The 13,397-nt window shown below is 45.3% G+C and carries 13 protein-coding genes; 4 read left to right on the plus strand and 9 right to left on the minus strand.

The genetic code is table 11. From position 1 onward, the window contains the following. Positions 1–45: 45 nt before the first annotated feature. Positions 46–2,220: an MMPL family transporter gene (locus BTA31_RS00870; protein ID WP_076788317.1), complete on the plus strand. Its 2,175-nt coding sequence runs from the start codon at positions 46–48 to the stop codon at positions 2,218–2,220. 257 nt (positions 2,221–2,477) lie between these two features. On the opposite strand, the gene BTA31_RS00875 is transcribed toward BTA31_RS00870, so the two are convergent. The 6 genes from BTA31_RS00875 to BTA31_RS00900 form a co-directional block, all read right to left on the minus strand. Then, positions 2,478–3,218: a YwaF family protein gene (locus tag BTA31_RS00875; protein WP_043927590.1), complete on the minus strand. Its 741-nt coding sequence runs from the start codon at positions 3,216–3,218 to the stop codon at positions 2,478–2,480. Positions 3,219–3,312: 94 nt separating this feature from the next. After that, on the minus strand, positions 3,313–4,644 hold the full coding sequence (locus tag BTA31_RS00880; RefSeq protein WP_076788319.1) for an MFS transporter: 1,332 nt from the start codon (positions 4,642–4,644) through the stop codon (positions 3,313–3,315). Positions 4,645–4,705: 61 nt separating this feature from the next. Continuing rightward, entirely contained in the window at positions 4,706–5,854 is a 1,149-nt protein-coding gene (gene dgoD / locus BTA31_RS00885) for a galactonate dehydratase (protein WP_076788322.1), read from the minus strand. Between the two features lie 16 nt (positions 5,855–5,870). Beyond that, on the minus strand, positions 5,871–6,497 hold the full coding sequence (locus BTA31_RS00890; protein WP_076788324.1) for a bifunctional 4-hydroxy-2-oxoglutarate aldolase/2-dehydro-3-deoxy-phosphogluconate aldolase: 627 nt from the start codon (positions 6,495–6,497) through the stop codon (positions 5,871–5,873). Between the two features lie 27 nt (positions 6,498–6,524). Beyond that, entirely contained in the window at positions 6,525–7,478 is a 954-nt protein-coding gene (locus tag BTA31_RS00895; RefSeq protein ID WP_076788327.1) for a sugar kinase, read from the minus strand. Between the two features lie 17 nt (positions 7,479–7,495). Continuing rightward, complete coding sequence (locus tag BTA31_RS00900; protein WP_076788329.1) at positions 7,496–8,254, minus strand: IclR family transcriptional regulator; 759 nt, start codon at positions 8,252–8,254, stop codon at positions 7,496–7,498. Positions 8,255–8,483: 229 nt separating this feature from the next. Between BTA31_RS00900 and BTA31_RS00905 the strand changes: the two genes are divergently transcribed. From BTA31_RS00905 to BTA31_RS00915, 3 genes are all read left to right on the plus strand, one after another. Beyond that, positions 8,484–9,833 carry a M28 family peptidase gene (locus BTA31_RS00905; protein WP_076788331.1) on the plus strand — a complete coding sequence of 450 codons (1,350 nt, stop codon included), beginning with the start codon at positions 8,484–8,486 and terminating at the stop codon, positions 9,831–9,833. A gap of 328 nt (positions 9,834–10,161) precedes the next feature. After that, complete coding sequence (locus BTA31_RS00910; protein ID WP_043927582.1) at positions 10,162–10,365, plus strand: helix-turn-helix transcriptional regulator; 204 nt, start codon at positions 10,162–10,164, stop codon at positions 10,363–10,365. A gap of 16 nt (positions 10,366–10,381) precedes the next feature. Next, a complete protein-coding gene (locus BTA31_RS00915) occupies positions 10,382–10,756 on the plus strand; it encodes a hypothetical protein (RefSeq protein ID WP_076788334.1) in 375 nt (124 codons plus the stop codon). 142 nt (positions 10,757–10,898) lie between these two features. On the opposite strand, the gene BTA31_RS00920 is transcribed toward BTA31_RS00915, so the two are convergent. From BTA31_RS00920 to BTA31_RS00930, 3 genes are all read right to left on the minus strand, one after another. Further along, positions 10,899–11,513: a hypothetical protein gene (locus tag BTA31_RS00920; protein WP_076788337.1), complete on the minus strand. Its 615-nt coding sequence runs from the start codon at positions 11,511–11,513 to the stop codon at positions 10,899–10,901. A 255-nt stretch (positions 11,514–11,768) separates the two neighbouring features. After that, on the minus strand, positions 11,769–13,130 hold the full coding sequence (locus BTA31_RS00925) for an MFS transporter (RefSeq protein WP_076788340.1): 1,362 nt from the start codon (positions 13,128–13,130) through the stop codon (positions 11,769–11,771). 4 nt (positions 13,131–13,134) lie between these two features. Next, entirely contained in the window at positions 13,135–13,314 is a 180-nt protein-coding gene (locus tag BTA31_RS00930; RefSeq protein ID WP_076788343.1) for a hypothetical protein, read from the minus strand. Positions 13,315–13,397: the final 83 nt, after the last annotated feature.

Below are 13,397 nucleotides of genomic sequence, written 5' to 3' on the forward strand. Positions count from 1 at the left end.
AATGAGAAGGAATATGATGAAGCAATGTGCTGAAAGGAGATTATCATGTCAAAAATGTTATATAAATTAGGAGGATGGGTTGCTCGCCATCGCATAAAAGTTATATGCGCGTGGATCGTTGTGTTAGTTGCTTCGATAGGCCTTGCAACCACATTAAAACCAAGTTTTTCTGAGGATATGTCCATACCTGATACACCTTCGGAAAAAGCGATGGATGTCATTCAAAAAGAATTTCCTCACGGCCCTGATAAAGGGAGCATACGGGTGATTTTCGGTGCTGAAGATGGAGAGAAACTTACTGCAGAGTCAGCCAAAAAGGCAATCGAAAATACGTTAAAGGAAATCGATAAAGATGGTTCCGTTGACTCGATTGCAAGTCCTTTTGTGAAAGGAACAATCGCGAAAGATGGCACAGTTGCCTATGCTGATATCAAGTATAAATCATCAGCAGATGATATAAAGGATTACTCTATCAAGCACTTAAAAGACAGTTTGAAAATGGCTGATTATGAGGGATTGCAAACTGAGCTAAGCGGAGATGTACCGGGAGCCGAGATGGAGATAGGCGGAGTGTCTGAAATTGTCGGCATTATTTTGGCCTTTATCGTTTTAGCCATTACATTCGGCTCTTTATTAATAGCAGGTTTGCCAATTTTAACAGCACTGATTGGATTAGGTGTAAGTATTGGGCTTGTTTTGATGGGGACACAAGTATTCGATATTGCTTCCGTCAGTCTATCATTAGCCGGAATGATTGGCCTTGCAGTCGGGATTGATTATGCTTTATTTATTTTTACGAAGCACCGCCAGTTTTTAGGTGAAGGTATACAAAAAAATGAGTCCATTGCGAGAGCTACAGGAACAGCTGGGAGTGCAGTTGTTTTTGCCGGACTTACTGTTATCGTCGCACTTTGCGGATTGACTGTCGTTAACATTCCTTTTATGTCTGCAATGGGGCTGACAGCAGGGCTTAGTGTACTGATGGCTGTTCTCGCTTCAATCACGCTTGTGCCTGCCGTCTTGTCGATAGCGGGGAAACGGATGGTTCCGAAATTAAACAAGAAAAAAGGAAAACAAAGCGCTGAAACAAATGTCTGGGGACGCTTTGTCACAAAAAATCCTATCATGCTAAGTGTATGCAGCATTCTCATTTTGCTCGTTATTAGTATCCCGTCTATGCATTTGGAGCTGGGCTTGCCTGATGCAGGGATGAAAGCGAAGGATAATCCAGATCGCCGGGCTTATGACTTGCTTGCCGACGGTTTTGGAGAAGGATTTAATGGTCAATTAACAATTGTAGCGGATGCCGCAAGTGTGACAGAAAATAAGGCGGAAGCCTTCGCAGATGCAGTGAAAGAAATAAAGGAACTGGACCATGTAGCGAGTGTCACTCCTGCAATGCCTAATAAAGAAGGGAACTTTGCCATCATTACAGTAGTTCCTACAACAGGTCCAAATGATGCAGCAACGAAGGATTTGGTAAAGGATGTGCGCAGCTTATCAGATAAAAACGGGGTAGATTTGCTTGTTACTGGATCGACTGCAGTGAATATTGATATTTCAGATCGCCTTAATGATGCGATACCGGTGTTTGCTGTACTCATTGTTGGTTTTGCGTTTGTATTGCTGACAATCGTATTCCGTTCGTTGCTTGTGCCTCTTGTTGCTGTTGCAGGTTTCATATTGACGATGACAGCCACTCTTGGAATCTGTGTATTTGTTTTACAAGACGGGAATCTCATCGATTTTTTCAAAATACCTGAAAAAGGGCCGATACTCGCGTTCTTGCCGATTTTATCTATTGGGATACTGTTTGGATTAGCCATGGATTATCAAGTATTCCTTGTAAGCAGAATGCGTGAAGAATATGTGAAAACAAAGAATCCAGTCCAAGCGATTCAAGCTGGATTAAAACACAGCGGTCCTGTTGTCACCGCAGCCGGCCTGATCATGATATTCGTTTTTGCAGGATTTATCTTTGCTGGTGAAGCTTCTATAAAAGCCAACGGGTTGGCTCTTTCCTTTGGTGTGCTCTTTGATGCATTTATTGTACGAATGACACTGATTCCAAGTGTGATGAAGCTGATGGGGAATGCAGCCTGGTATTTGCCAAAATGGCTGGACAAGATGATTCCGAATGTGGACATAGAAGGGCATCAACTCACGAAGGAAATACAGCCAGAAATAGCTCATGAACAAAGGAAACAAATCAGTATGTAATAGAAAGCAGATCTTTTACGAGATCTGCTTTTTTGCTTCATATTCCTGATCACGCTGTGAACGATTCTATCGCCGTAACATTGTAGTATGGGATACGGCCCCTCCTATTTAGAAATACAGGGAGATCATGGGTGTTCCCTTCACTTGCGGTATTGGCAGATTTTATTGCCAAATCACTCCGACGGATGCTTATTTTTAGAAAGGTTAATCGCTAATATCAGCCATGGAAAAGGCGCATTATATCCTCACGTTGAGGATCATGCAAGATCCTTTTTTTCTTTCACCTTCCTAGCGATCCAAAACGGCAAATAGAGAAGGTAGAAGAAGACGATCGTAACCGCTTCAGCTGATAAAAGATACCATGGCCATGGCCCGAGCATATCTAACAGCGATGCTCCGCCGCCAGGCTTTTTCATCATGTACATATAGTTCGAATTCAGCAAACGGTTGATCAAAAAAATGAGAGCGCCATAAACATTGACGAGAAGAAACGTGACCCAGAGAGAGCGCACCGTCGGCTTATACTTTTCGGCTGCAATCATCAAGAGGCAGGAGAGAACGACGATTCCGTGGGAAATAAAAAATTCAAAAAAGCGGAAATGAGGAAAGCCGTACCTTCCCAAGTCAGGCGTCAGAATCGCCTGCAATGCGCTTCCCAAACCTGCAAAGTAAAGAAATTTAAACAAGTTGAGGTTTTTCGTCAATAACAGAATGATGACGAGATAAACTGAAAGATCGCTGAGGTGAAGCGGTAAAGAATAGCGCGGCGTCCATGAGTTCACATAAATGAACCAGGAGTGGTAACTGATTTCCGAAATAATGAGAACCGCCACAAAGACATACCGAATCAACCGGTTCGATTCGGGCTTTTGCAGCGTCTTCCGAAAGACGAACAGACAAACACCAAGCGCCGCAATCACTAACAAAGTCAGAATATGGGATGCTGAAAATAGCTGAAACGAGCCGAGCTGATAATCTTTTTGAAAATATGTTTTCATCTTATGCACCTATCATCAAAATATTTTAACGTTATTTTGTGACAAACCATGATCTATTATTCAAAAAGGCCGCCGAATGTCCGGCAGCCGGGTGTCACATAGAAATAGAATCGTTTTCCTTTGCGTCATCATTGACCTGAATCCGTTCAACCTTTCCGACAAGAAAGATGTAGGAAAGCGCTCCCAGAAGGGCGAGGCTGCCGATAAAGACGAGGGCGGGCGCAAAGCTTCCCCCGTTAGCGAGAAAGCCGATGACAATCGGAACGATAACGGAGGCGAGGCTGCCGACAAAATTAAATACTCCGCCGGTCAGCCCGATCAAATGCTTAGGCGCTAAAGACGATACAAGCACCCATGTAATGGAGGCAAGGCCGTTTCCAAAAAAGGCGAGCGTCATAAACAAAATGATCAAGGATGTTTGATCGACATAATTGGCACCGATAATTGAAATAGACAGAAACAATCCGGTAATAATCGGTGTTTTGCGGGCAACCCCGGCCGATACGCCTCTTTTGATCAAAAAGTCGGACAGGAAGCCTGACAACAGAACGCCGGTAAATGCCGCAAGAAACGGAAGCGAGGCGAGAAAACCGGATTGGAGAAAATCAAGGCCTCTATATTTTACAAGGTATGTCGGAAACCACGTCAGAAAAAACCATAAAGTCGAATTAACGGCGAACTGTCCGATATATATGCCCCACAGCTTCCGATGAGCGGTTACTTGTTTGAAATGCTTCCAAGTAAATGCCGATTTCTCCTTCTCGGAAGTCCGGCCGCGGCGGACGATACCCCCGCCTTTTTCAATATGGTCAAGTTCAGCCTTGTTTACCTTTGGATGACGGTCGGGATCACGATAAAAGATATACCAGATCAGGCCCCAGATGATGCCGATCACCCCCGTTACGATGAACAGGCCGCGCCAGCCGACGACATGCTGGATGGCGCTGAGCGCCGGCGTCAAAAACGCAAGACCGGCAAATTGCCCCGACGTATAAAATGCAATCGCTGAAGCTCTTTCCTGTTCAGGAAACCATGAAGTCACCACCCGGTTATTGGTCGGAAAAGCCGGCGCTTCAAACGCTCCGGTCGCAAGACGCAAGCCGAATAGTGAACCGAAGCCGCGGACAAACCCCTGCAGCAATGTCGCGAGCGACCAAGTAATCAAAGTAAAACCGTAAACAAGCCTCGGGCCAAACCGGTCGACAAGCCCGCCTCCCGGTATTTGCAGGGCGCAGTATGCCCAGCCGAAAGCTGAAAAAATCAAGCCCAATTGAACGGCAGACAAGTTTAAATCGTCCCCGATTGCAGAAGCTGCAACAGAGATATTGCTTCGATCCATATAATTGATCACGACACATACAAAAATAAACAGCAGTACCCGCACTCTAACCTTTGTCGGCTTCTCTTTTAAAGTTGTTTGTTTCATGACAGGCCCTCTCCTTTTATTTGTTTGTGATGACGGACACCATTTGAAAGCGGTATCATTTTTACCATTCAGCTATGCTTCCGTCCTTGTGCCGCCATACCGGATTGCGCCAGTTATGCCCGATATCAGCCATTTTCCGAACGTGATCCTCATTGATGGCAACCCCAAGGCCAGGTCCATCCGGAATTCGGACATAGCCGTCTTCATAGAAAAACACCTTTTGATCCACTATATAATCAAGCAAATCCGTGCCTTTGTTGTAATGGATTCCTAAGCTTTGTTCCTGAATAAATGCATTGTGGCACGTTGCATCAACCTGAAGGCATGCCGCCAGAGCGATCGGGCCCAGCGGACAATGAGGGGCGGCGGCAACATCAAATGCTTCCGCCATCGACAGGATCTTTTTACATTCGGTAATTCCGCCGGCGTGTGACAAGTCAGGCTGAATGATATCGACATAGCCGTCAGTCAGCAGGTTTTTAAATTGCCACTTTGAAAACATCCGTTCTCCGGTCGCAATCGGAATTGAGACGAGGCTGGCGATATCGCGGAGCGCCTCATTATTTTCCGGCAGAACAGGCTCTTCTATAAACATCGGACGAAACGGCTCAAGCTCCTTTGCCAAAATCTTCGCCATCGGCTTGTGCACCCTGCCGTGAAAGTCAATGCCGATTCCAATGTACGGGCCGACAGCTTCTCTGACAGCTGATATTCTTTCAATCACCTGATCGATTTTTTCATGTGAATCGATGTATTGCAGCTCTTCCGTGCCGTTCATTTTGACGGCTGTAAAGCCTTTGTCAACCACCTGTTTGGCAGCGAGGCCGACGTCTTGAGGCCTGTCTCCGCCAATCCATGAATAAACTTTGATCGATTCCCTGTTCTTCCCTCCGAGCAGCTGATGCACGGGAGCATTGTAAAACTTGCCCTTAATATCCCAAAGCGCTTGATCGATGCCTGCGATCGCACTCATCAGAATGGGTCCGCCCCGATAAAATCCGCCTCTGTACATGACATTCCAGTGGTCTTCGATGTTCATCGGGTCTTTTCCGATTAAATATTCCATTAATTCGCCCACTGCCGCCTTAACTGTCGCGGCCTTTCCCTCGATTACCGGCTCTCCCCATCCTGTAATGCCTTCATCCGTTTCGATTTTTAAGAAAAGCCAGCGCGGCGGAATTTGGAAACACTCGAATCCTGTTATTTTCATCTCTGATCTCCCCTTTTTACTGTTTTGCTGCTTCTACAAATTGCTTTGCTTTTTTGGACAGCTCTTCTAAAAACGCGTCGTCAACATCTTTATTAGCCCGGACAAGTGAACCGCCGATTCCTGCTCCGACCGCACCGGCCTGCAGAAACTCGTGAAGGTTTTCCAATCCGACTCCTCCGGTCGGAAGCAGCGGAATATGCGGAAGCGGTCCGTGGATATCCTTGATATAGCCAGGCCCCATTGTTCCGGGAAATATTTTGATGATGTCTCCCCCGCTTTCATACGCCGTCAATATTTCAGTCGGGGTAAAAGCGCCTGGAATGCTGACCGCTCCATACCGTTTTGTCAGCTTGATCGTCCCTTCATGAACAGTTGGCGACAGGATAAACCGCGCGCCGGCTAAAAGCGCCGCTCTCGCAGATTCGGGATCAAGTACGGTTCCCGCTCCGACAAGCATTTCGTCTCCAACATGTGCTGAAACCGCTTCAATCGCTTTGATCGCTTGAGGGGAATTGAGCGTAATTTCCACGAGCCTGATGCCGCCCGCTTTTAAGGCGCCGGCAATGCTCACTGCCTCCTCCGGATTGTATCCGCGGATGATCGCAATCACTTTTTGTTCTTCGATTTGTGACAATACATGCATTTCTGCCACCCTTTCTTTACGGTTTTTTTATCGGCTGACATCTTCTTCATCAGATTGTTCCATAAACGCAAACAGTGATTCGCGGTCAGGCAGCCCTTCAATATCACCGTTTACCGCCGCTACCATAGCGCCGACGGCACAGCCCCGTGTGACAGCTTCTGAAAGCGGAATATGATCAATCAAACCCGATAATACGCCGGCTGCAAAGCCGTCTCCGGCACCCACGGGGTCCGCTGCAGTCTGAATCTGATAGCCTTCCGCATAGCCGCTTTCGTTCCCGCCGGCATAATAGGCGCCTTTTGCACCAAGCTTGACGATGGCGGTTTCAGCCCCGAGCCCGCGGATGGCTTCCGCTATTTTTTTCTCATCAGCAGTGCCGAACAAAAAACGCCCTTCGCTCAGGCCAGGAAGCACGATATCAGACTGTTTGATTAAATCAAACATGGTCTGCCGCGCCCGCTCTCCGTCCCAGAGTTTTTTTCGAAAATTCGGATCAAACACAACGCATTTATTATGCTTTTTGGCGAGCTCCACTGCATAAAACACTGCACCTGAAGCGCTTTCACTTAAAGCCGGGGTAATTCCCGTAATGTATAAAAACCCCGCTTTCTCAATGTATTGCTCATCAATATCGCTTTTTTTCAAAAAACTCGCCGCTGAAAGCTTCCTGTAATAGAAGACATTGACTTTGGCCGCGCTTTTCCTTTCTTTAAAAAACAAACCTGTCGGCGCCGCGTCATCGAGCTTCACCTGGCTGACATCGACTCCCTCTCCTCTGACAGAAGAAAGAATCATCGCCCCGAACTCGTCTTTTCCAAGCCGTGTAATCCAGCCGGCTTTTTTTCCGAGCTTCGAAAGCCCGATCAGCGTGTTGGTTTCTGCACCCGCTATTCTCACCTGATAGTTTCTTGCGTATCTGAGAGGGCCGTCTTCATTCGGAGTGAACAGCGCCATTGTCTCTCCTATGCTAATAACATCCATCAGAACTCTCCCCTTTGCTAAAGCGGCTTTTTAAATCCGCCAATGCTTTCTGTAATTTTTCCGGCTGTGTGAAGCAGCTGCTCAACGATAACGGCTTTTCTTGCGAGCATGCGCTCCTTTGGCCCGGCGGTGCTGATCGCCGCCTTCATCACGCCATCCGGACCATAGACAGGCGCCGCCAGACAAAACAAACCTTCTTCATTTTCTTCATTGTCAACAGCATATCCCTGCTCCAAAAATGTCTGCAGCTGCTTTTCCAGCTCTTCTCTGGCGGTGATGGTATGCCCGGTAAACCGGATAAACTCCATGCGGTCGAGCAGCCCTTCACTTTTATCCTCCGGCATGAATGCCAAAAATGCCTTGCCAAGCCCGGTGCAATAAAGCGGCTTGCGCGAACCGGGCTGTGCAGTTGTTCTGATTGACCTGTTGTTATCAATTTTTGCAATGTAGACGAGCTGATCATCGGATAGAACGGCCATAAACACCGTTTCCTGAACGCCGTCCATCAGCTGTTTTAAAAATGGAACACCCTGCGACGAAATGTCTATCGACTCCATGGCAGCGGTTCCAACTTGAATCAGTTTTGCCCCCAGCCTGTAACGCTTGATAGCATCCTGCTGAAGGTAGCCTTCTTCCAAAAGTGTAGCGGCCAAATTGAATGTACTGCTCTGGGGCAGCGACAATTCTTTGCTGATTTCCTTTACGGTTAATCCATCCGGATGATTTGACAGCAATTCAAATATACGTACAACACGTACCGCGGATTTTACTGACATGACACCCTCCAACATTCACATATGTGATTTAAAATCAGGTTCCTGATAATTCGGACGTATTCTAAACAGAAAGAAGGCTCACGTCAACCATCCTATTAAACAAAAAAACTTTTTTATTAAACTTAAAATTACCGGTCTATTGAATCATTTATCTGATGCATGCAGGATTCACCCGTTCAGCTGCGAATATCTCTTCTCAGGAAAACAAGACCATCGAGGAGGTTTATGTATGAAGAGAAAAATGATCATGTTCGGATTGGCGCTATCCATCATTGCAGGCGGCGTGTTCGCCGATGGAACGGGGAATGCAGTTCAAGCGTCGCCTCAGGAAACGGCTATCGCAAAAGATACCGAAAAATTCAGCAAAAAATTCAACGAGAACCGCGCCTATCAAACGATTTACCATTTAAGCGAAACAATCGGACCGCGTGTGACAGGCACTCTGGAAGAAAAAAAGAGCGCCGCTTTTATCGCCTCACAGATGAAAAAGTCAAATCTGAAAGTGAAAACACAAACCTTCAGCATACCTGACCGGCTGGAAGGAACGCTTACCGTTCAGGGAAATAACGTGCCTTCGCGGCCTGCCGCCGGTTCCGCTCCGACTGCAGCAGAAGGCTTGGCCGCTCCTCTTTATGATGCCGGCCTCGGCCTGCCCGGCGACTTCACCGAAGAAGCGAGAGGAAAAATCGCCGTCATTTTAAGAGGAGAGCTGACATTTTATGAAAAAGCGAAAAACGCTGCTGACGCAGGCGCAAGCGGAGTAATCATTTATAATAACGTCGACAGCCTCGTCCCACTGACTCCGAATCTCAGCGGGAATAAAGTCGATATACCAGTTGTCGGCGTCAAAAAGGAAGACGGAGAAAAGCTGCTTTCTGAACAAGAAGCGATCTTGAAGCTGAAAGCTCATAAAAATCAAACATCGCAAAACGTAATCGGCATCCGCAAAGCAAAAGGTGTCAAAAATCCGGACATCGTGTATGTGACTTCGCATTATGACAGCGTCCCTTATGCTCCTGGAGCCAATGACAATGCCTCCGGCACTTCAGTCGTCCTTGAACTGGCCCGGATTATGAAGACGGTTCCAGCCGACAAAGAAATTCGCTTTATTACATTCGGCGCTGAAGAAATCGGTCTCCTCGGATCGCGCCATTATGTCAGCACGTTGTCAGAGCAGGAAGTCAAACGGAGCGTTGCCAACTTTAACTTAGATATGGTGGCAACAAGCTGGGAAAATGCTTCACAGCTGTACATCAATACGCCGGACGGTTCAGCAAACCTTGTCTGGCAGCTAAGTAAAGCCGCTTCTTTAAGCCTTGGAAAAGACGTATTATTTTTACATCAAGGCGGATCATCCGACCATGTCCCATTCCATGAAGCAGGCATCGACTCGGCCAACTTCATTTGGAGAGAGCCGGGAACAGGTGCATTGGAGCCTTGGTACCACACCCCTTACGACACAATTGAACACATCAGCAAAGACAGGCTGAAAACAGCCGGTCAAATTGCGGGAACAGCTGTTTATAACTTGACCAAGAAAGAAAACAGAAAACCGTCTTACGCCACAATTGCCCAGTAATAATAAAAAGGAGCAGATCGATTCAATCTGCTCCTTTTTTTATACCGCTTCTTTTCATAGACCCGAAGCACTATTCTCCTCACCTCCGCAGCGTCATTACCTTTCCAGCACATACCTAAAAGTAATTGAGCGATTCACGAAAAACCGATGATTCTCCGAACAATTTTTCCGCCTACAAATTCACTTGTCCCAGCCTATAGATGTATGTAAGCATAGCCTTTTCCTATCATCGACGGTTGCAAGTTTGAGCCTAAGGGCCTCATTTTGTAAAGTTTCCTTGACGTAAAGTTTGTTTTACGTTAGGGTGAGAACACAGGGGAGGGGTTCTATGGATAATCGAATTGTTGAATTTAGAAAGAAATACAATTATTCTCAAGAAGCCTTAGCGTCGATACTTAATGTATCTAGGCAAACCATTATTTCAATTGAAAAGGGAAAATACAACCCTTCTCTTCCTTTGGCAATGTTGATGGCTAAGCTTTTTGATACTACAGTAGAAGAATTATTTATTTTAGACAGCGAAGATGTTTAAGGAGGTAATCATAAATATGAATTCACGATTAGGCAATTTCATAATGAGTTTTTTAATGTTGGGTGTAAGTCTTTATTTGTTTTTTAGTAACGTAGTTAATGGGAAATCCGGAGATGAAATTGTTTATTTGCTCTTTTCTTTGTTTATCATGTTTTTTGCATTAGGGTATTTACATCCTCAATTTAAAAAGAAGGATGAACGCTTTAAATTAATCCAACAAAAATCCATGTTTTTCACATATTTTATTTTAATGGGGTATTTCTTTATTTTTACAATTTTATTAGGATACAACATCATCAACCTGAGTGCGCTGGCTGCTATCAAAATCCTTGGTGCTCTTACTATTGCGACACTCAATTTATTATTAATTATATTCTCAAAAATATACTAGGAGATGATTATTGTGCTTCCTTATCTTATACAATTATTCAGTATCTTTATAGTCATGATGTTGATTAAAGTTGTGATCAATAAACACAGACATTGATTTTCTTCAAAACCGTATGGTTACTCAACCATACGGTTTTGAAAGTTTATAGAGATTCAACACTGAAAACAAGTGCCCAAGTAATTGAAACTAAAACACCTTTTTTTCCGTTATGCGCACTTACACGTGCTCCTAATGTTACCCAATACGACCCAGCCATCCCGCCTAATGCCGCTATCGGCGGCAATACAACTGACACAAAGCCTGCACCTCCAGCAGCGGTATTTAACTCATTTACAAAACTGTCCGCTTGTTTATGAGTGAATTTTCTGTCATATCCCCACCAATGGTAAGTCCACTTACCATAAGTAGCCATAGGTTGAAATCCAGTCGGTTTTATATTAAGTTGATTATCTATAACCAATAGATTGTCTTCCACACGTTTATTTATGTAGTCAAAATGATCTTCTAAGGCACTAAGATTATACTCCTTGTATAAATCTTCGGGGACATTTTTCAAAATTAACTTTCCATCAGCATCTACATGTACATAGGGTTTAATAGTATTAATTAATTTTTCTTGTTCGGCATTTTCTAGTGCCTGATCATTATCTTTCACATTCACCTCTTTCGAATATTCTTGAGCAAAACTAGTTTTAGGAATCATAAATCCCACCATAAAAATTCCTACTAAAAACATGATACTCAACTTTCTTAACATAACTAAAGCACCTCTTTGTTAATTATTTTCCATTATATTGTTTCATCACCTGCAATTTCTTTCAACCAATTTATTAAATTTTATTTATATTTTTCTATATTTGGAACTTTATCACTATATAATTAATAAGTGATTAATACCAGTTTTTGATTTTCCCCTCTTCTCTTTTGCCATTGCCAAAGTCCAATCTCCAAAATCAAGCATGAGAATCTGCGGGAAGCAAAAAAAATGGAGCCGCATCTCGCGCTCCATTTTTCAATCCTTCATCAGCTTGATAAATCTGAAGCTCATCAAAACGCTGCCGATGGCAACCACAATCATGACCACCCCCAGATCCTGAAAATGACCCGCGGTTATTTCTTCTCCAAACAACAGACCGAGAATGACGGACGAAAAGATCGAGCCGAGATAGCGGCATGTTTGGAAGAGGCCCGAAGTGGTTCCGACGATATCCGGCGGACTTGCCGTAAACATGGCAGCCTGCAGGGCGACATTGCCGAGGCCGTAGCTGACCCCCAGCAAAGAGAGGATGATGCCTTTCCACAACATCGGTGCATCGACAAAAAACAATGTGAGCAGGATGGCGCCGGCTGCCATTAAGCAAGAACCAATGAAAACGGGCTGCGTTTCACCTGAACGGTCAATCCATTTCCCGACAAAAGGCGAAATCAATACGCTCGTCCCCGACATGAACAGCATCAAAAGACCGCTCGTTTGAACGGAAAGGTGCATTTCATCCTGAAAATAACTCGGAAGTCCAAAAAACAAACAGTAGTTAAAGATGTTCAGCATAATAAATTGAGCATAGACCGAAGTTAGCGTCCTGCGTGCGATCAACAGTCTGATATCAATAAACGGGCTGTTCACTCTCAGCTCCCACCAAACAAACATCAAAAGCAAGACGAGTCCGAACATCCCCTCGGCAAAACGGGGCTCGCCCGTGCTCAATGAGAGCAGGAATACCAGCAGGAGAACAATTCCGCCCGCAAACAGAAGAATCCCGGTCAGATCAAGCCGCCTGATAATGGCGCGAACATTTAAGCCGGCTTTTTTCTCATCTTTCGGAAACATGTACATCCCCAACAAAAAGCTGAACAAAATAAATGGAAAGTTTACGAGGAAAATGGCGGGCCATCCCCCGAGAACGATTAAAAATCCCCCCACGGTCGGTCCAAAGGCGGTCATAGCCGAAGAAAAAATGGACAGCACACTGAGTGCAGACGCCCGCTTCTCATGAATGTGGCTTCTGATCAGACCCACTCCCGAAGGATAAATGGCGCCGCTCCCAATCGATTGAAACAAACGCATGATCAGCAAGACTGAAAAAGCCGGTGCGAGAGGAGCGCCGATTGCCGATACGGCAACGAGAACAAGCCCTGACAAAAACATCTTTTTCCGGCCGATTAAATCGCCGATTTTTCCTGTGACAGGCTGTGCGACCGCACTGGCTAAATAAAAAGATGAAATCAGCCACGATACGGTTGCAAATGAAAGGTGAAACTCATGCTGGATGCTGTGCAGCGCCAAAGAAATCATTGAAGAGTTGAGCGGATTCAGCATCGTCCCTGATGCAACGGCTGTTAAAAACAGAGCGCGATTCTTTTTCAGTCGGGCCATTTACTCAAGAAAGCAGCCTTTCGCCGGCTCCGTCCGCTTTGCCGCCCGCACCCGTATCACGGTTGAAAACATTGCCGACGGCCCCGTATAAAGCAGCATCAAGCCGTTGCGATTCCCGGTTCATCATCGCTGCCGCTCCATTTTGCAAACCGCATTCCGCAAGTTTTTCAATATCCGATTTCATTTTTAGACCTCCTCATGCTCTTATCATTTTCTTGTTTTCTTTTTTCGATTCATGACAGTCATAACCTTTGATACAGAGGAGCA

Origin of the sequence: Bacillus haynesii (assembly GCF_001969855.1) — a bacterium.
GTDB lineage: Bacteria > Bacillota > Bacilli > Bacillales > Bacillaceae > Bacillus > Bacillus haynesii.